Annotated in this window: 21 protein-coding genes; 6 read left to right on the top strand and 15 right to left on the bottom strand. The window is 70.4% G+C overall.

Annotated features, from left to right (window positions below; all coding sequences use genetic code 11):
• From ABD340_RS21675 to ABD340_RS21665, 3 genes are all read right to left on the bottom strand, one after another.
• On the bottom strand, positions 1-834 hold the full coding sequence (locus tag ABD340_RS21675; RefSeq protein WP_344591103.1) for an NAD-dependent epimerase/dehydratase family protein: 834 nt from the start codon (positions 832-834) through the stop codon (positions 1-3).
• 142 nt (positions 835-976) lie between these two features.
• Positions 977-2,317 (bottom strand): sensor histidine kinase, encoded by a 1,341-nt coding sequence (locus tag ABD340_RS21670; RefSeq protein WP_344591102.1) that lies wholly within the window; start codon positions 2,315-2,317, stop codon positions 977-979.
• A gap of 5 nt (positions 2,318-2,322) precedes the next feature.
• Complete coding sequence (locus tag ABD340_RS21665; RefSeq protein ID WP_344591101.1) at positions 2,323-2,625, bottom strand: winged helix-turn-helix domain-containing protein; 303 nt, start codon at positions 2,623-2,625, stop codon at positions 2,323-2,325.
• A 279-nt stretch (positions 2,626-2,904) separates the two neighbouring features.
• On the opposite strand from ABD340_RS21665, the gene ABD340_RS21660 reads away from it, so the two are divergent.
• Positions 2,905-3,414 carry an O-acetyl-ADP-ribose deacetylase gene (locus ABD340_RS21660; protein WP_344591099.1) on the top strand — a complete coding sequence of 170 codons (510 nt, stop codon included), beginning with the start codon at positions 2,905-2,907 and terminating at the stop codon, positions 3,412-3,414.
• Here ABD340_RS21660 and ABD340_RS21655 read toward each other — a convergent pair whose 3' ends face one another.
• From ABD340_RS21655 to ABD340_RS21640, 4 genes are all read right to left on the bottom strand, one after another.
• Entirely contained in the window at positions 3,415-3,876 is a 462-nt protein-coding gene (locus ABD340_RS21655; RefSeq protein WP_344591097.1) for a universal stress protein, read from the bottom strand.
• A 40-nt stretch (positions 3,877-3,916) separates the two neighbouring features.
• On the bottom strand, positions 3,917-4,687 hold the full coding sequence (locus tag ABD340_RS21650) for a TIGR03084 family metal-binding protein (RefSeq protein WP_344591096.1): 771 nt from the start codon (positions 4,685-4,687) through the stop codon (positions 3,917-3,919).
• On the bottom strand, positions 4,675-6,282 hold the full coding sequence (locus tag ABD340_RS21645) for an AMP-binding protein (RefSeq protein WP_344591094.1): 1,608 nt from the start codon (positions 6,280-6,282) through the stop codon (positions 4,675-4,677). Before ABD340_RS21645 ends, ABD340_RS21650 begins: the two co-directional genes overlap by 13 nt.
• Before the next feature lie 592 nt (positions 6,283-6,874).
• Positions 6,875-7,171 carry a hypothetical protein gene (locus ABD340_RS21640; protein WP_344591093.1) on the bottom strand — a complete coding sequence of 99 codons (297 nt, stop codon included), beginning with the start codon at positions 7,169-7,171 and terminating at the stop codon, positions 6,875-6,877.
• Between the two features lie 240 nt (positions 7,172-7,411).
• On the opposite strand from ABD340_RS21640, the gene ABD340_RS21635 reads away from it, so the two are divergent.
• A complete protein-coding gene (locus ABD340_RS21635; RefSeq protein WP_344591091.1) occupies positions 7,412-8,089 on the top strand; it encodes a DUF5753 domain-containing protein in 678 nt (225 codons plus the stop codon).
• Positions 8,082-8,267 (top strand): DUF397 domain-containing protein, encoded by a 186-nt coding sequence (locus ABD340_RS21630; protein WP_344591089.1) that lies wholly within the window; start codon positions 8,082-8,084, stop codon positions 8,265-8,267. Before ABD340_RS21635 ends, ABD340_RS21630 begins: the two co-directional genes overlap by 8 nt.
• Positions 8,268-8,761: 494 nt before the next feature.
• On the opposite strand, the gene ABD340_RS21625 is transcribed toward ABD340_RS21630, so the two are convergent.
• Positions 8,762-9,205 carry a MarR family winged helix-turn-helix transcriptional regulator gene (locus ABD340_RS21625; RefSeq protein WP_344591087.1) on the bottom strand — a complete coding sequence of 148 codons (444 nt, stop codon included), beginning with the start codon at positions 9,203-9,205 and terminating at the stop codon, positions 8,762-8,764.
• Between the two features lie 54 nt (positions 9,206-9,259).
• Between ABD340_RS21625 and ABD340_RS21620 the strand changes: the two genes are divergently transcribed.
• Both ABD340_RS21620 and ABD340_RS21615 read left to right on the top strand, forming a co-directional pair.
• Positions 9,260-9,604 (top strand): VOC family protein, encoded by a 345-nt coding sequence (locus ABD340_RS21620; RefSeq protein WP_344591086.1) that lies wholly within the window; start codon positions 9,260-9,262, stop codon positions 9,602-9,604.
• Positions 9,601-10,824: an MFS transporter gene (locus ABD340_RS21615; protein WP_344591084.1), complete on the top strand. Its 1,224-nt coding sequence runs from the start codon at positions 9,601-9,603 to the stop codon at positions 10,822-10,824. Before ABD340_RS21620 ends, ABD340_RS21615 begins: the two co-directional genes overlap by 4 nt.
• A 190-nt stretch (positions 10,825-11,014) precedes the next feature.
• On the opposite strand, the gene ABD340_RS21610 is transcribed toward ABD340_RS21615, so the two are convergent.
• The 3 genes from ABD340_RS21610 to ABD340_RS21600 form a co-directional block, all read right to left on the bottom strand.
• On the bottom strand, positions 11,015-11,500 hold the full coding sequence (locus tag ABD340_RS21610) for a MerR family transcriptional regulator (protein WP_344591083.1): 486 nt from the start codon (positions 11,498-11,500) through the stop codon (positions 11,015-11,017).
• A 9-nt stretch (positions 11,501-11,509) separates the two neighbouring features.
• Complete coding sequence (locus ABD340_RS21605) at positions 11,510-12,385, bottom strand: SDR family NAD(P)-dependent oxidoreductase (protein WP_344591081.1); 876 nt, start codon at positions 12,383-12,385, stop codon at positions 11,510-11,512.
• Between the two features lie 190 nt (positions 12,386-12,575).
• Complete coding sequence (locus tag ABD340_RS21600; protein ID WP_344591080.1) at positions 12,576-13,568, bottom strand: alpha/beta fold hydrolase; 993 nt, start codon at positions 13,566-13,568, stop codon at positions 12,576-12,578.
• A gap of 76 nt (positions 13,569-13,644) precedes the next feature.
• On the opposite strand from ABD340_RS21600, the gene ABD340_RS21595 reads away from it, so the two are divergent.
• The gene (locus ABD340_RS21595) at positions 13,645-14,244 is read left to right on the top strand and encodes a TetR/AcrR family transcriptional regulator (RefSeq protein WP_344591079.1); all 600 of its coding nucleotides are present in this window, start codon (positions 13,645-13,647) and stop codon (positions 14,242-14,244) included.
• Between the two features lie 153 nt (positions 14,245-14,397).
• On the opposite strand, the gene ABD340_RS21590 is transcribed toward ABD340_RS21595, so the two are convergent.
• The 4 genes from ABD340_RS21590 to ABD340_RS21575 form a co-directional block, all read right to left on the bottom strand.
• Positions 14,398-14,652 carry a Txe/YoeB family addiction module toxin gene (locus ABD340_RS21590; protein ID WP_344591078.1) on the bottom strand — a complete coding sequence of 85 codons (255 nt, stop codon included), beginning with the start codon at positions 14,650-14,652 and terminating at the stop codon, positions 14,398-14,400.
• On the bottom strand, positions 14,649-14,912 hold the full coding sequence (locus ABD340_RS21585) for a type II toxin-antitoxin system Phd/YefM family antitoxin (RefSeq protein WP_344591076.1): 264 nt from the start codon (positions 14,910-14,912) through the stop codon (positions 14,649-14,651). The genes ABD340_RS21590 and ABD340_RS21585 overlap by 4 nt, the downstream gene beginning before the upstream one ends.
• A 72-nt stretch (positions 14,913-14,984) precedes the next feature.
• Positions 14,985-15,590, bottom strand: a complete 606-nt coding sequence (locus ABD340_RS21580; RefSeq protein ID WP_344591075.1) for a hypothetical protein — start codon at positions 15,588-15,590, stop codon at positions 14,985-14,987.
• A gap of 166 nt (positions 15,591-15,756) precedes the next feature.
• Entirely contained in the window at positions 15,757-17,463 is a 1,707-nt protein-coding gene (locus tag ABD340_RS21575; RefSeq protein ID WP_344591074.1) for an alkaline phosphatase D family protein, read from the bottom strand.
• Positions 17,464-17,573: the final 110 nt, after the last annotated feature.

The raw sequence follows: 17,573 nt of genomic DNA, 5'->3' as shown, positions 1-17,573 counted from the left end.
TCAGCCCATGTCCGCGAAGCCGGTGCGCCAGGACGGCACCTGCGGCTTCCACCCCAGGCTCAGCGCCTTGGCGTTCGACACCGGACGGCCGATGGTGGCCGCGTGCCGCCCCGCGCCCGGCATGGGCGCGCCCAGGGCCGCGCTGTAGACCGGCAGCCAGTCGGCCGTCATGGCGGGCTCGTCGTCGACGATGTTGACCGGCCCGGCCGGCCAGTCCAGCGCTGCCAGCGCCGCCGAGGCCGCGTCGTCGGCGTGCACGAAGGACGTCCACGACGGCGCCGGGCGCAGGCTGCCCGCGCGCACCCGCTCGGCGATCGCCCCGTCCGGCGCGTACCACGTGCCCGGACCGTAAAGCGCTCCATAGCGGAGCACGACGCCGCGCGGCATCCTCGCGACGGTCTCCTCCAGCGCGCTGATCCCCTCGTACGGGGGCAGCGTGGTGTCCAGCGGGTCGCTCTCCACCGCGGGCCGCTCGCCGGGGACGTAGCACCAGGCGATGCTCTGCGCGATCATCAGCTCCACCCCGGCCTTCCCGGCCGCCTCCACCAGGTTGCGGGTGCCGTGCACGCGCAACTTGGAGTTGGCCGCGAAGTCCTCGTCGGCCAGGTCGGTGAGCTGGTGGATGACCGCGTCCGGCCGCGCGGCGGCGACCACCTTGCGCACCGCCTTCGCGTTGAGCATGTCGACGACCACGGGCCGGGCGTTCTGGTCGGCGATGGACCCGGCGCGCTCGGCATGGCGGGTCGTCCCGGCGACCTCGTGGCCCGCCTGGACGAGCAACGGGACCAGCCGGCGTCCCACCACGCCGGTCGCTCCGGCGACGAGAATCTTCAAGGGGGGTACCTCCACGATTTGCACACCATTGTGGTCGTCCCAACTGGCAGCTTAGGCAGACTTCCGGCGAGTTCGACGTGCACTCGCCGGTTCCAGTGGACCACGGACGGTCATCGATGTCCCACTCTTCGTGGTACAGCCTTCAATCAAATAGCGGCAGCCGCACCTCGAAGAGCGCTCCCCCTTCGGGGGCCTCACCCACCGCGAGCGTACCCCCTTGGGCCCGAACCAGGTCACGCGCTATGGCGAGGCCGAGGCCCGCACCGCCCTCATCGCGTGCGCGGGCGTCGTCCAGACGGACGAATCGCTCGAAGATCCGCTCCCGATCCGCCGCCGGCACACCGGGTCCGTCGTCCTCGACCCGCAGCACCGCCCGCCCGTCCCGCTCCGTCAATGTGAGGAGGACAACACCCGCGGCGTGCCGTTCCGCGTTGTCGAGCAGGTTCCCCAGGACGCGCCCGACCCGCCCGCGGGGACCCGGCGTGCGCGGCTCGGCCGTCACCTCCGCCGTGACCGTGGCGCGCCTCGCCGCTTCCTCGCGGACGAGGTCGGCCAGCTCCACGGGCCGGCCCGACTCGGCCGGGGACGGCCGGTCGCCCGCGTCCAGCCGCGCCAGCAGCAGCAGGTCGGCGGCCAGATGCTGGAGCCGCACGACGTCGTCGGTCAGCCCGGGCAAGTCCAGCAGCTCGGGATGCGCGGTGGCCACCTCCAGCTGCGTCCGCAGCGAAGCGATCGGGCTGCGCAGCTCGTGCGAGGCGTCGGCGACGAAGCCGCGCTGCCGCGCCACCGACTCCTCCAGCGTGGCGAGGGTGGCGTTTGTGGTGGCCGCCAGATCGGCCACCTCGTCCCGCGAGCCCGGCTCCGGGACGCGGCGGGCCAGGTCGCCGGAGGAGGTGATCGCGGCCATCTCGGCGCGGATCGCCTCGACCGGGCGCAGCGCGCGCCGGGTGACCAGCCAGGTGACCGCGGCGACCACGGCCAGCAGGGCGGGCAGGCCGAACAGCATCGCGCGGGCGACCGTCCCGACCGCCTCCCGGCTGGTGGACAGTCCCGCGCCCGCCCGCACCGTCACCGTCTCGCCGCCGGGCGTGGACACCCGCAGGTAGGCGAAGCGGTAGTCGCCGGTGCCGTCGTCGACGGTCGCCGTCCCGGTGGCGTGCCCGATGTCGCGCTCGTCATCGTCGTCGCCGTCCGGCGTGGCGGCGTGGACGGCCCGCAGATCGTCGCCGGCGGCGCGGACGCGGCCACGGGAGTCGATCACCTGGACCGGGTGCTCCTCGGCGTCGGGAAGCTCCAGCCGGTCGTAGGACGTGCCGGCGGCCAGTTGCGCGGCCACCTCGCGCGCGGCCACCTCGGCCTGGAGACCGGCCTGCCCGGCCAGGTTGGCGCGCAGCAGCAGCACCACGGCCAGCCCCGCGACGATCAGCGCGCCCGCGACCACGGCGGTGGCGCCCGCCGTCGTGCGCGCCCGGACCGATCGCACCCCGATCACCTCCGTCCGCCGTCGGCGGCCAGGCGGTAGCCGGCGCCGCGCACGGTGACGATGGAGCGGCGCCCGAACGGCGCGTCGATCTTGCGCCGCAGCGCGCTCACGTACACCTCGACGATGTTCGGGTCGCCGTCGTAGGCGAAGTCCCAGACATGCTCGATGATCTGCGCCTTGGACACCACCTGGCCCGCGTTGGCCGCCAGGTGCTCCAGCACCGCGAACTCCTTGGCGGTCAGCTCCACCTCCGCCTCCCCGCGCCGGGCCCGCCGGGACGCCGGGTCGACGGTCAGGTCGCCCAGCACGATCGCGGGTCGCGCGTCGCCCCGCGCCCGGCAAGGTCACCTCGGTCGAGTTCGAGGACGGCCGTTACTGGGAGGTCGACGTGACCGAATCGGGCGGCGGGCAGCGCGGGCTGAACGTGGACGCCGCCACCGGCAAGATCCTCGCCGACACCGATCACAACGACTGAGCGGGGCTCGCCGACCGCGCCCTGACCACGGTGCGACGAACGGGTTTACGCCGCGCTGTCGCAGAGCAGGCTTCAGCATTGCCAGGGTTCGGCCGACAGAAGGACACCGGGTATGCGGATAAGTCTCGTCCAGGGCGACATCACCGAGCAGGAGGTGGACGCGGTGGTCAACGCGGCCAACTCCACGCTGCTCGGTGGGGGCGGCGTCGACGGCGCCATCCACCGCAAGGGCGGCCCGGAGATCCTGGACGACTGCCGCAAGCTCCGCGCGTCCCACTACGGGGGCGGCCTGCCGACCGGGCAGGCGGTGGCGACCACGGCCGGGCGGCTGCCCGCCCGCTGGGTGATCCACACCGTCGGCCCGGTCTACTCCGCCGCCGAGGACCGTTCCGACCAGCTGGCCTCCTGCTACCGCGAGGCGCTGCGGATCGCCGACGAGCTGGGCATCGAGTCGATCGCGTTCCCTGCGGTGTCGGCGGGGATCTACGGGTGGCCGGTGGACGACGCGGCGCGGATAGCGGTGCACACCGTCCGGTCCACCCCCACGAAAATCAACGACGCCCGGTTCGTGCTGTTCACCCAGGACGCCTACGAGGCATTCGAGCAGGCCATCACAACCTGACTAGCGGTGGCGGGGCGGGACGACGAGCACGGGGCGGCGCGCGTGGTGCAGCACGCGGTGCGACACGCTGCCGAGCAGCAGCGACCCGATCGCCGACAGACCGCGCGAGCCGAGCACGACCAGGGAGGCGTCCAGCTCCTCGGCGACGTCCACGACGGTCGCCCAGACCGGGCCGGCGCCGGGTTCGGCGCGTGCGGTCGCCTCGGGCAGCCCGGCGGCGATCGCCAGGTCGGCGCCCTGCTGCGCCACGCCCGTGGCCTGCCGGTCCTCCTCCAACTGCTCGCCCTCGTCCGGCAGCGGCACCGCCTCCATGGCGATCACCGACGAGGCCAGCCGGGTCAGCGGCGGCTCCCAGACGGTGACCACGACGGCCGGTTCCGGCCGGACGTGGGCCCCCGCGTAGGCGATGGCGGCGCGGGCGTCCTCCGACCCGTCGTAGGCGATGAGGATCGTCATGCCCATGACATGTCCGTGGGCGCCGGAGGCTAACGCCAAAATGCGGTCAACCCCTCGGCGGCCGTCCGCCGCCGGGCGGGCCGGCGAAGGCCTGGGCCACCTCGAGCCAGCGGACGGCGTCCGGGCCATGGGCGGTGACGGCCAGGTCGGCGCGGTTGCGGCGCTGCGTCACCAGCAGGCAGAAGTCCAGCGCGGGCCCGGTGACCGACTGCGCGGCGCCGTCCGGCCCCCAGGTCCACTCCTCGCCGCCCGGCCCGGCCAGCGCCACCCGGAACTCCTCGGCCGGGGGCTCCAGGCGGCGGTTGCGGAACGCGAAGTCGCGGGCCCGGACCCCGATGTGCGCGACGTGCCGCAGCCGCGCCGTCGGCTCCCGGACGGCCTCCAGCGCGTCGGCCACGTCCTGGCCGTGCGCCCAGGTCTCCATGATCCGCGCCGTGGCCATGGACGCCGCGCTCATCGGCGGCCCGAACCAGGGCAGCCGCGTCCCGGACGGCACCGCGGCCAGCGCCGAGATGATCTCGCGACGGCCGGCGCGCCAGCGTTCCAGCAGGTCGGCGGGCTTCTCCGCGGCGCCCGCGGCGGCGCTCTCGTCGACAAGGCGCGCGGTCGCTCCGGCGAGGAGCTCGCCGAACGCGTCCGGATCGGTGGCCGCGACGACGGCCTGCCGGTCCGTCCAGGCCAGGTGGGCGATCTGGTGCGCGATCGTCCAGCCTTCGGCGGGCGTCGGGACGGTCCAGTCGGGCGCCGCGGCCGCCAACTCGTCAAGGGACTCGCCCTCGGCGGTCAGGTCGGCGAGCAGGGAACTCAGGTCCGGCATAGGGCAATGATCTCCTGCGCCGCGGTGTAGTCCGCCTTGCCGTTGGGGAGGCGCAGCGACCGGTCGGTCCGCGCGAACACCTTCGGGATCTTGTAGCGGGCCAGCCGCTCCGCGCACGCGGCCCGCAGGTCGTCGTCGCCGGGCGCGGCCGCGGGCCGCAGCACCGCCACCACCTCCGACCCCCAGCGTTCGCTGGGACGGCCCACGACCAGCGCGTCGGCCACCCCGGGCAGGGCGCGCAGCACCGCCTCGACCTCCTCGGCGAACACCTTCTCGCCACCGGTGTTGATCACGGTCGCCTCGCGGCCGAGCACCTCGACCATGCCGTCCGCCAGCAGCCGGGCGCGGTCGCCCGCGATCACCAGCCGCTCGCCGTCCACCACACGGAAGGTGGCGGCGGAGCGCTCGGCGTCGCCGAGGTAGCCGAGCGGGATCGCGCCGCCCTTGGCCAGCCAGCCCACCTCCGCCTCACCCGGCTCCAGCCGCCGGGTGAGGTCGGCGTTGAGGACGGTCGTCCCGTCCGCGGGCCGGAACGGGCGGTTCCCGGTGCCGCGCCGGGTGACCTGGAAGCCCGACTCGGACGAGCCCAGCACGTCGGTGATCCGGGCGTTGGGCATCCCGGCCAGCAGCCGCCGCTCCACGCCCGGGTCGATCGCCGCCGCGGAGTTGACCATCGTGCGGAGCGCGGTCAGATCGTGGTCGCCGCGCTCCACCGCGTCCGCGAGCGGCCGCGCGAACGCGTCGCCGACCAGCGGCATCCTGGTGGCGCGCTCGCGGGCCGCGGTGGTCAGCAGGTCGTCGGGATCCAGGCCGTCCACCCGGTCGGGGAAGATCACGCACGCCCCGGCGCACCAGCCGCCGAGCGCCGACCAGGTGCCCACGCCGTGCATGAGCGGCGGCCCGATCAGCACTCGGCCGTCGGCCTCGGCGGCCGCCCGCACGGCGGCGCCGAGATCGTCCTCACGGAGGGCGAGCGGACCGGCGATCAGGTCACCGATCCGCCACAGCACGCCCTTGGGCAGGCCGGTGGTTCCGCCGGTGTAGAGGATGTGCAGGTCGTCCGGACAAGGGTGGACGCCGTCCAGAGGTTCTTCGGGAGCCTCGGCCAGGGCGGTCTCGTAGTCGAGCACGCCGGGCGGCGGCTCGTGCCCGGAGTCGTCGGCGACCTGGATGAGCAGCGGCGCCGGGTCGAGCAGGCGCGCCACCCGGCCGATCACGTCGGCGAAACGGGCGTGGTACAGAACGGCCCGGGGCCGGGAGTCGCGGAACAGCTGCGCCAGCTCGTCGTCCACGTACCGGTAGTTGACATTGAACGCGGCCACTCGGGCCTTGTGCGCGCCGAGCAGCCCTTCCAGGTATTCCGGGCCGTTGTGCAGGTAGAGCGCCATATGGTCGTGCGGCGACTCCCAGGGCCGGGCCGCGGCCGGGTCGCCGTGCACCCCCAGGCCGTGGGAGTGCAGGACGTGCGCCAGCCGCCGGGTCCGTTCGGTGACCTCGCGCCAGGTCATCCTGCGGTCCCGCCAGATCAGGCATTCACGGTCGGGCACGGCGGCGGCGATCGCCTCGTGCAGTGTCGCCAGGTCGAGCTGCGCCATCCGGTATTCCTCCCGGGATCGGACACCTGAGAGCACCGTAAAGGACCCCGAACCGAATCCCGTTCACCGGGTGGCGCCAAGCCCGCTGAACCGAACACCGGGGCTTCCGTATGCGGGAGTGCGGCCCACCCGCGACATCTGTCCGAACACCGCAAAGCGGCACATGTCCGACCATTCGGTGAGCGCTGGCGCGCGGCGCCCGTGCCGTCCATGGTGACTCCGCGGTCCCGGGTCGGTGGGGCTTCCCGGGACCGCGGGTTTGAACGTCGTACGGTCGCCCGCTCCCAGGGAGCGCGCCCTCAGCCTTGCCGCCAGGTCCTCGGGGACGTGTAGGCGGAGCCTCCGGGGGCGGGGGAGGCGGGGGGAGGCTCGGCCCCGCCCCCGGAGGAGATCGGCCCTCTGGAAGCAGGGCGCGGGCGTTGTTCCACCGCCGCCTTCCTGGAGCGGCTTGAAGGGATTCCATGGCGGCCCGGATGGCAGCGATGTAGCCTCGAATGGAACCAAGCGCCGACCAGGCCACCTGCGAACGAGAACCCAGCAGCCAGGGCGATCATCCACACAATGCCCTCAATGAGAGCGGTTCCCCAGGGCCTCACGGGGTCGGGCTCCGGTACGAGTGATGCGGCGACAGCCCGTCGGCCTTGTCGTCCTGCTCGCGGATCTTCTCCCTGACCTCTTCCCCGGTGTCGCCGAAGACGTTCCGGGTCAGCCCGGCCCCGCTCTCGGCGGCGGTCAGGGGATGGCGCCGCCAGGCCGTCCAGACCGACTGCCCGCCCCTGTAGGTGATGAACGGCGCTCCCCACCGTCCTGTGGGCTCGGGCATCTCCGGCAGCGGGTCCTGCGGGCTGATGAACGGCACCCTCTCGTTCCGGTAATCCTTCGGAGTCATCTCGTTACTCCCCGTTCTGTGGTCTGCGCCACAGACTGCCCCGCCAAGCCTTAGCTTGTGAAGGTGAATTCAAGAAATTCACCTTCTCCGAGAACAGGAGGGTCCATGTCCGGCAACGCGAGAATTCTCGACCCCGACCGCAACATGTTCGACTGGGCCGCCATTGAGCTGCAGAAACAGTGAAAGGCGCGCGAAGCCAGCCACAGGGACGTCGCCGAGCTCCTCGGAAAGGATCGCTCGTTGATCTCGAAAATCGAGGCAGGTGAATCGAAGCTCCAGGAGAAGGACGCGGACAAGATCGATCGAGCCTGGGAGCTCGGGGACCACCTCGGGCGCATCATCCGGCTGGCCAAATCGCGCCACGACTCCGACTGGGGCGAAAAGATCAACGCCATCGCCGAGGTCGCGACCCAGGCCCGCATCTGGTCGCTCGGCTGGGTGCCCGCGCTCTTCCAGACTTCCGAGTACGCCCGAGCGGCCTTCCTCGCGGCCAAGAGGGCGGATGCAGAGGAGGCGGTCCAGGCACGGATCAGGCGCCAGGAGATGCTCCAGCGGACACCGCCCCCACTCGTGCGCGCCATCATCGACCGTTCCGCCCTGGAACTGCCCGTGGGCGGTCCTGAGGTGCACCGTGCCCAGTTGGAGCGCCTGATCGCTATGGCCGCCGACTTCACGATTCGCGTGGTGGAGTTGAGGGCGGGCCCGCACGACGGCCGCGACGGATCGTTCCTGATCTACACGACTCCGGACGGGCTGGATCACCCGTACACATCGACCGTGGGGCCTGGCAGACTGATCGAAGACCCCGGAGAGATAGCTGGGTACCGTACAAGCTTCGACCGGATCAGCGACAAGGCCCTGAACGAGGTCGATTCGCTGGCCGTGCTCCACAAAATCAGAGAGGGCATCGATGGCTGAGTGGCGTAAGTCGTCGTACACCGACAACGAGCAAGGGGCATGCGTCGAGGTGGCCAAGCTGGAAGCCCGCGTTGGCGTACGTGACTCCAAGGATCCGGCGGGGCCGAAGCTGGCTTTTCCTGCGGAGTCCTTCGCGGGCCTGCTGCGCGAGGTCAAGGCCGGCAAGCTCGACCTGTAGGTCGGTACCGCTCCCTGGCCGCCGTCGCCCGCGTGGCCCGTCGTAACCAGATGGGACGAGCTGCGCGGGCATGTGCCCGGGTTCCGTGTCGACCCGGAGGTCGGACGACCCGAAACCCTCAGACAGCCGTCTGCCTGTGTGGCCCAGATCGGAGTCGGCGCCTGTCTCGGCCGGTGCGCCCGGCCTGAGCCCCGCATGCCCGGTGTCGGGGGCAGCACATGAGCGACGCTGAACTCCTGGAGACGCTTGGCCTGGCGCTCGTCGGCGAGGGCTGGCGCGTCGTTCGGCCTCGGGGAACATCGGTACAGCGGTTATCGGTGAGAACGATCATGGTCGGGGCCGGGTGGACATCGGCGGAGCCTCGTGGCTTTGTCGGTCAGAACCGACCGACACCATTTGTCGATGAGGTTCGACAGCAGGAGAGATCCATACAGCGGCATGTCGGCCGGTTTCGACACCGGTGGTGTGACGACGTGGTTCTGACAGGCGCGGGCCTAGCTTGTGGGGGAAGGGGCCACGCATGCGGCGAGGTCCTCACGTAGTCGGAGCTGCTGCTCCCGGGACAAGGGTGAGAACAGCTGCTTTTCGACGGCGCGGGCGGCCACGCTGGCCTTGCGCAGTATCGTCTGGCCGTCCTGGGTGAGTTCGGTGGGCAGCGCTCGCCCATGGGGTGCCTGATCAGGACGGGTGAGCAGGCCGCGCTCTTGTAGCCGGCGTAGGACGAGGTTCATCGACTGGCGGGTGACGAAGGCGCGGCGGGCGAGTTCGGAGTTGGACAGCCCGGGGTTCTGGCCGAGCAGCTCGAGGCACGCGTATTGGGGAACGGTCAGGTCCAGTGGCCGCAGGGCTTCGTCCATCGCGGTGCGCAGTGAGGCGTGCACCTGTTTGAGGACGTAGCCCACAGATAGCTCTAGATCGCCGACTGTCTCTTGCTCCATGTCAGTAGTCTGACATAACGTGGATGTCAGCATACTGACATGAGGAGCCAAGTCATGAGCGGAAACGTCACGTACTTCGAGGTGCCGAGCAGTGACATCGCGGCGACCCGGCGGTTCTGGGGCTCGCTGTTCGGCTGGACGTTCTACGAGGGCAACTTCCCGGGCTACTCGATGATCCAGGGGCCCGAGCCGATGGGCGGCGCACCGCACGATGATTCGTCGCGACACCCGCGGATCTTCTTCGCCGTCGATGACATCGAAGCCGCTGTCGCTCGGGTGCGCGCACTTGGCGGTACGGCAGAGGAACCCGTGACGATCCCGTCCGGTGCGTACGCCCATTGCACCGATGATCAGGACGTGGAGTTCAGCCTGTCCCAAGAGGCAGGAGACCACGCTTGAGTCGCATCGATACCGGAGAATCAGGTCCACAGGGGTCCCGGCACCTCGTGCGGCCGCTGCTTCCGCTGGCGCTGGCCACCTTCGCGGTCGGTACCGACGCCTTCGTGATGGCCGGGCTCTTGCCGGCCATCGCCGCCGACCTTGACGTGAGCATCCCTGCGGCCGGGCAGTTGGTGACGGTGTTCGCGTTGACACTTGCTGTCGCGGCGCCGGTGTTGAGCTGGCTGCTGAGCCCGCTGGATCGCCGCAAGGCTCTGCAACTGGCGCTGATCGTGTTCGTCCTCGGCAACGTCGCGACCGCGCTCAGCCCGAACTATCCGATCGTGCTGTCAGCTCGGATTCTCGCCGCCCTCGGTGCCGCTACGATCACGGCCTCCGCCTCGAGCGCAGCTGTCGCGATCACGCCCGAAGAACGCCGGGGCCGTGCGATGGCGCTGGTCATCGGTGGATTGACCCTGTCCACCGCGCTGGGCATGCCACTGGGCAACTTGATCGGCAGCGTCGATTGGCGCCTCACACTGTGGGCCGTCGCCGCCCTGGGCGTCGTTGCCGCCATCGGTATCTCGGTGTCGTTGCCCAAGGTGGCGTTGCCTGCGACGAGCCTGACCGCACGTCTGGCTCCGCTGCGCCAGACCAAGGTGCTCATCATCTTGGTGGCGACGCTGCTGGTGATGGCCGGCCACTACGCCGTCTACACCTACATCGGCGCGATGACCGCTGAAGCCACGACAGGATCGTTCCCTCAGGCGCTCACCGTGATCCTGCTCGCCTGGGGTGCCGGAGTCCTGGCCGGCAACTTCCTCTCCGGCTACCTGGTGGACAAGCTTCCAGCGCTTGGAGTCTCGCTCGCCGCACTCGTCGGCGGCACCGTGCTGCTCGCGATCAGCCCGCTCACCGTCAGCCACCTGATCACCGCCACCGTCTGGGCCGCCATCTGGGGAGCCACCGACGGAATGGCGTCGGTGGTGCAGCAACACCGGCTGGTGACGATCGCGCCCGCCTCAGCACCATTGCTCTTTGGCCTCAACTCCTCCGCGATCTACGTCGGCGTCGCGATAGGAGGCGTACTCGGCGGTCTGTCCCAAGACCGGCTCTCGATCACCCTGCTCGGCGTTCCCGCCGCCGTCCTGGCGCTGCTCGCCACCACGGTCACCTTCGCCGAGGGGCGAGCCGACAACCAGACGAAAGTCTCGGCCGTCGAACCCGAGTATTCCCAGTAAGAAATAACCTCGCAGTTCCCGCGTCAACTGGCGGTCCGGCTGCACCCCTTCTCACCTGTGACCTGGTCTTCTCTCTGCTCCCCGATTGCGGGAGCACGGGGACTTCAGGAAGCGTGAAGGTTCCTCTTCGTCGCCGATGTCTTCGCCGAAGTGATGAAGACGAGGGTGACCGTGCCGACTGGGCGACGGGTCAGGCCTTCCCAGCTGACGACGGGCCGGTGTGGCCGCCGTAGGTGGCGATCTTGTATTCGGTCGCCGCCAGCGACAGGGTCAGCTCCTTGAGCTGCCGGCGGATCGTGTCGCGGTGTTCGAGCAGCAGGTCAAGGCGCTCGGGGACGGTGTCGTCGCCCTCGTCGGCCAGCCGCACGTAGTGCTGAAGGTCGCGAATGGCCATCCCGGACAGGCGCATGCGGGTCAGGAACACCAGTCTCCGTACCGCCTCCGCGTCGTAGCTGCGGTGGCCGCTGGCGTCGCGGCCCACCTCGACCAGCCCGATCCGCTCGTAGTAGCGCAGCGTGTGCGGCGACATGTCGAGCAGGTCGGCGACCTCCCTGATGGTCATGGGGTCGGCGGCGGCGCTGACGTCGACGAGGCGGTGGATTACCTCGACCGACATCGGGCCGTCGACCTCGTCGAGGGCGGTGAGCGCCTTCGACATCAGATCGTCGGTGGCCATGGCGACACTCTAGATCGGCCGGGCGGATGCGGTGGCGCCGGGGAAGTCGGCGGCACGCGCGGTAGGGGCCCAGCGTTCGAGCTCCTCCAGGTTCTGCCGGTAGGACCTTCCGATGCGCTCGACCGCCTCACGCCCGAGCGGAAGGCGCAGCGGCAACTCGTCACCGGCGACCAGGTCCACGATGATCTCCGCGGCCCGTACTGGATCGCCCTCCTGAATCCCGTCGGCGCTCGCCATGTCGTTGCGGACGGCCCCCAGCAGCTCGGTGTACGCGGCGCCGGCGTCGGCGAACCCGAGCACGTCGGGCGCGTTGAACGAGGTGCGGAACCGGCTCGGCTCGACGATCATCACCCGGACCCCGAACGGCGCGACCTCGCCGGCCAGCGCCTCCGACCAGCCTTCGAGCGCGAACTTGCCGGCCGAGTACGCGCCGACACCGGGGAAGGAGATGCGCCCGCCCTGGCTGCTCATCTGCACGATCGTGCCCGCCCCCTGCTCGCGAAAGTACGGCAGGACGGCCCGCACGAGCGCCGCCGGACCCAGCAGGTGCAGTTCCAAAGACGCGCGAAGCTCCTCCTCGCCGACCTCCTCGGCCGCGCCGATGACCCCGCGGCCGGCGTTGTTCACCAGCACGTCCACCCGATCGAACCGGTCGACCGCCGACCATACGACGTCCCCGGCGCGCCCGGTGTCACGCACGTCGAGCTCGGCGACCAGCACCTGGTCGCGGTGGGCGTCCGCGAGGTCGGCCACCGACCCGGGCCGCCGCACGACCAGCACCACGTTGTCGCCCCGCCCGACCGCGCACTCGGCGATGGCACGGCCGAAGCCCGCCGACGCGCCGGTGATGATCCATGTCCGCTGAGTCCCTGGTTGAGATGTCATGCCGGCGACGCTAGGAGTTCGAGCGCGCTCGAACGCAAGCGCGGCGTCCGCCGCTGCTCGTCGACGGTCTCCCTGCCGATGCGTTCACTGCCCCCGGTCGGCCTGCCGAGCCGTACGTCGTCCCTTGGTTTCGCCGCGAACCCAAGTCCTCGGGGAGATGTAGGCGATGAGAGGGAACAACCGGCGGGCTTCAATTGGCGTCCAGGAAGGCGGCGAGGTCGGCGGCGACCTCCTGGGGGTGCTCGCCGTTGATCGCGTGTGAGGCGTTCGGGTAGATCTTCACTGTCCCGTTCTGGAGCACACGCTCGGCGACCTTGCGGGAGTCGCCGACGTCGTGCATCACCGACTTGCCGGCCAGGATCGCCAGCACCGGCATCTTCAGACGGCCCAGCGGTCCTTCGCCGATGAGCTTGGGCTGCGGCAGGCGCAGCGTGTAGTTCTTCATCCCGGACTCGATCATGTCCGCCACCGGCACGTCCTCCACGGGGGCGCCGCCGGCGGTGTAGGAGTTGAACGAGTCGCGCCAGGACTTCGGCAGCCACGGCACGGAGGCGGGGATGGCGCGGATCGCCGTGCCGACCGGGATGTTCGAGAACGTGTACGCGGGGTCGATCAGTGTCAGGGTGGCGACGTGCCGCGGTTTGTGGACGGCGAGGTTCGTGGCCGTCCAGCCGCCGATCGACAGCCCGACCACGTGGAAGGACTTCTCCGGCAGTTGGGCGAGCACCTGGTCCAGCCACGCCGCCTGGTCGGTGGCGGAGGTGATCGGCGCCTCCTGCACGCTCTTGCCCGGCTCGCCCAGTAGATCGATCGTGTAGACGTCGCCGAGCTTGAGCAGGTGCGGCAGGTTGTCCGCCCACACCGGCGACGCGGACGCCCGCCCGGGCAGCAGCACCAGCGGCTCGGTCCGGTCGGAGGCGCCCTCGTACCGGTAGGCCCGCACGAATCCGAAACCGGTGCGCACGTCGATCGTCTGGGCGGGCTTCGGCATGTCCGCCATCGCCTTGTCGTAGGCGGCCATGAAGTCCGCGTGGCCCGCGGCGCCGCTCCAGTGCCCCACCGCTGACGGCCTGCGCAGGGCGAAGGCCAGAACGACGACCGCCACGACGAGGATGCCGACCGTGATCTTCAACATGCGGCGCTTCTTCGCGGGCGGCTGCGCCGCTTGCTCGACATCATCCATCGAATCCCTCCTGCTGAACGTCGGTCAGTTTTTTGATCTGTGGTCAGGATACGCGTAGGTGGGGTACCTTCGTCGCATGGCAGCGAGGCGTGCGGCGCCGGGCACCGGGGAGAAGCCGCTCAGCTTCATCGAGCAGGCACGGCGCGGCCAGCTCATCGAGATCACGATCGGCCTGGTGGCCGAGCGCGGATACGCCGCCACGTCGCTGGCGTCGATCGCGCAGGCCGCGGGGATCACCAAGGGTGCGGTGCTCTACCACTTCGCCTCCAAGGACGCGGTCATGGCGGCGGCTCACGCGCACGTGCTGAGCGCGCTCGTGGCCGACGTCGGGGCGGCGGTCGACGCGGCGCCGGCCGACCAGGCTCCGGCCGCCTACGTGCGGCGGATGGTCGGGCACATGGCCGACCGCCCGGACCACGCCCGCGTCCTCATCGAGGCGATGATCAACGACGACCGTCCCGATTCAGGAGCCCGCTGGAAGCCGCTCGCCGCCATCCTCCAGGACGCCCGCAAGGCCCGCGGACAAGATCCGGGGACGGACCCGCGCACGCTCGCGCTCATCGTCGGCGGGGCGATCGACGCGATCATCGGCGAGCGACTGCAGGACGCCGACTATGACGTTGAGGCCGGAGCCGAGTCACTCATCGCGATGCTGGAAGCCGCGACCTTCGCCTGAGTTCGTAACTCTGCACGTCATCAGGGCGCAGAGGCTTGGCATGGCGCGGGTTCGAAGCATTTCGGCACCAGGAATCTACGAAGCCGTCTGCTCAGACGGCGCGGGCGCAGAGGTTGCCGCCGCGGAAGTCCCAGGAGCGGGAGCGGCGGGGCGTCAGTAGTGGTATCGCGCCTGGACGATGATCAACTCGTCGTCGGTCGGCTTGTACACGAGTCGATGCGTGTCATCGATTCTCCGGGACCAGTAGCCCGACAGGTCGCCCTTCAAGGGCTCCGGCTTACCGATGCCCTTGAAGGGATCGCGCATCGTGTCGTCGATCAGCTTGTTGACGCGCTTGACCGTCTTGCGGTCGTTTTCGGCCCAGTAGGTGTAGTCCTCCCAGGCGTGCGACGTGAACGAGATCTTCACGCACGCTCCGCGTCGGGGTCGATCAGTTCATGCCGCTGGGCCTTGCCGACTTCCGCCTGGGCGATGGAGTCGAGCAGGCGCCGGGCGTTCTTCGGGGAGCGCAGCAGGTGCACTGTCTCCGTCCAGGAGTTGAAGTCCTCTTCGGACATCAGGACGGCGTTCCCCCTGCGGGAGGTGATGTGTACCGGAGCGTGGTCCTCATTGACCTGCTCGATCAGTGGGAACAGGTTCTGGCGTGCTTCGCTGGCGGTAATGGACATGGTTGCCGCCCCCTCCCTTGACTCGTACAAGATATCGTACGATAGCGTCCGGGGGCCCTGCGAGGCGGTCCCTCAGACGGCGCGGGCGCAGAGGTTGCCGTCGCGGAAGTCCCAGGAAAGGGAGCCGCTGGGGCAGCGACCGCTGGTGAGCGCGGTGACCTGGAGGACGTGGTCGAACTTCTTCGGGAGGGTGTTCTTACCGCAGTCCCACGAGGTCATCAGACCGTGGCGGGTGATGTAGATGCGGCCCTCCCGCTCGCCTTTCTCGCCCAGGAAGCACTCGCCCACGCGGAACTGCCGCTCCAGGCAGAGGTAGATCCGATCACCGCCGCCGGAGTAGCCCCACTGATCTTCCCCCTCCAGGTCGTCGGCGTCGCACTCGCCGAGGCTGCGGTGCACCCCGGTCACCCGGACGTAGGCGTCGCTCCGGTCGCAGTCGACCACGTTCGGAAGGTCCCTCCACTCCAAGAAGTCGTACGGGTCCGCGTACGCGTCCAGGCAGTCGCCGGACGAGACCTCGTCGAACGCCTCATAGGTGGGATCGGGGGCCGGGGTGCTCGGCTCGGTGGCGGACGGGCGCGGTGAGGACACCTGGGCGGTGGCCGGCGAGTCCGGCTTGTCCTGGTTATTGGCGATCGCCCAGATGAGGGCGACGACCAGCAGGACCCCCACCACCACGGCCGTCCCGGTGTTCTGCGAGGACTTCGGCCCAGGCCGGCCGCGACCAGTGGGAGCAGCGACGGGAGCGGCTTCAGCCTGTCGCCCGACACCCCGTACGCCTCCCGTGCCCGTGATCAGAAATGACTTTTGCACACGGACGGGACCGGAAACAGCGGAAAATTCACTACTTCGCGGACATTGTCGACAGGCTGGGACGGCCCTCGTCGACGCGGAAGGTGCGCAGCGTCAGGAGGCGCGGCGTCTCGGCGGTGCGGATCGACCGGACGGCCTTCATCGTGGCCGTGATCCCCGACGGCGTCACGTCCATCACCACGTAGCCGTGGGCGGCGGAGTTGAAGTACTCCAGGTGCGGGTTGCTGCCGCGCAGCGCCCATGTGAGGTCCGACTCCGGCGGGACGATCAGCCCGCCCTGCCCGAAGGTCGCCATCTCGACGAAGTTCGCCGAGGTCACCGAGCCGCCCAGCAGGCTCACCCCGACCGGCGCCTGGAGCGGGTCGTCGAAGTCGGGCCGCAGGTACCCGGCGCCGAACGAGTGCAGGTCACCGGTGATCGTGACCAGGTTCCGCACCTTCCGGAACGCGCTCAGCAGCCGGGCCCGCTCGGCCGGGAAACCGTCCCACTGGTCGAGGGTGAGGAACACCGAGAAGCGCCCGTCCTGGCGCGCGGCGGGCAGGTCGGGGAACAGCTGCTCGAGGTAGATGTCGATCAGCTTGAGCTGCATGCACATCACCTCGTTCCCCCACACCTTCCAGGTGGCGGTGGACGAGGTCATCTGGTCGGTGAACCAGGCGCGCTGCTCGGCGCCGAGCATGGTCCGCTCCGGGTTCAGCCGTTCGGGGCAGCCCGCGGTCGCGTACATGTCGAGCAGCCCGAGCCCGCACGGCGGCTTGCTGCGGTAGGTGCGCTCGTCGGTCAGGACCAGGTCCATCAGCCCGCCGAAACTCAGCTTCCGGTAGACGGTCAGCGCCCCGGTCGGCCCGCCGGACGGGTCGAAGCGCGCACCCGCCGTCGAGTACTCCGACCAGGCCCGCACGGAGGCCAGCTTCCGCTCCGGCGCGTGGTTGGCGGCCTCGTCCTCGGTGTCGGTGTCGTAGGCGCCGTAGGAGTCGTTGGCGAACTCGTGGTCGTCCCAGATCTGGATCATCGCGAACCGCTCGTGCAGCCGCTGCAGGTCCGGGTCGGAGCGGTAGACCTTGTAGAGCGCGCGGTAGTCGTCCAGGCTCTCGGCGGTGGTCCGGCCGCTCGGCAGCGTGATCTCCCGTATCTGGGCGCCCTGGAAGCCGTCGTCGGCGGTGGTCTCGTAGATGTAGTCGCCGAGGTGGACGACGAAGTCGAGGTCCTCCTCCGCCAGGTGCCGCAGCGCGGTGTAGTGGCCGTTCGTGTAGTCCTGGCAGGAGATGTAGCCGAAGCGCAGGCCGGACAGGGTCGCGCCGGGCGCGGGGAGCGTGCGGAAGCGGCCGGTTCGGCTGGCGGTGCCGCCGACGATGAAGCGGTAGCGGTAGGTCGTCCAGGGGCGCAGCGCCTGCGCCGCGACCCGCACCTTCACGGTGTGGTCGCGGTCGGCCTCGGCGGCGGTGACGCCGCGGACCAGCGGGGTGCCGAAGGACTCGTCGGCGGCGATCTCGTACGCGACCTGCCCGGCCACCTCGGGGGCGACCCTCGTCCACAGGACGGCACCGTCGGGGCTCGGGTCGCCGGACGCCACGCTCTGCGGGAACACCTGCGGCGCCCGGCGGACGCCCCGCACCTGGAAGAGGCGGGCGACCTCGTCCGGCGATCCGGCCGAGGCGGGCACCGCCTCGCCGACCGACCAGGTCACCGCGGCGGCGAACGACAGGCCCAGGAACGTGCGGCGGGACACCTCGGACACGGGGGGCCTCCGGGGGAACTGAGGATCTTGTCCGGTGCAACCCTGACGGTGACGGACGGTGCCCCGGTTGGCAACGGGCGTCCCGAGGGTGACCGGAAGCGGCAAGCGTC

The organism is Actinomadura vinacea (genome assembly GCF_039532545.1).
Taxonomy (GTDB): domain Bacteria; phylum Actinomycetota; class Actinomycetes; order Streptosporangiales; family Streptosporangiaceae; genus Spirillospora; species Spirillospora vinacea.
The sequence above is the reverse complement of the archived record's forward strand: the minus strand, read 5'-3'. Positions and strand labels throughout refer to the sequence as shown.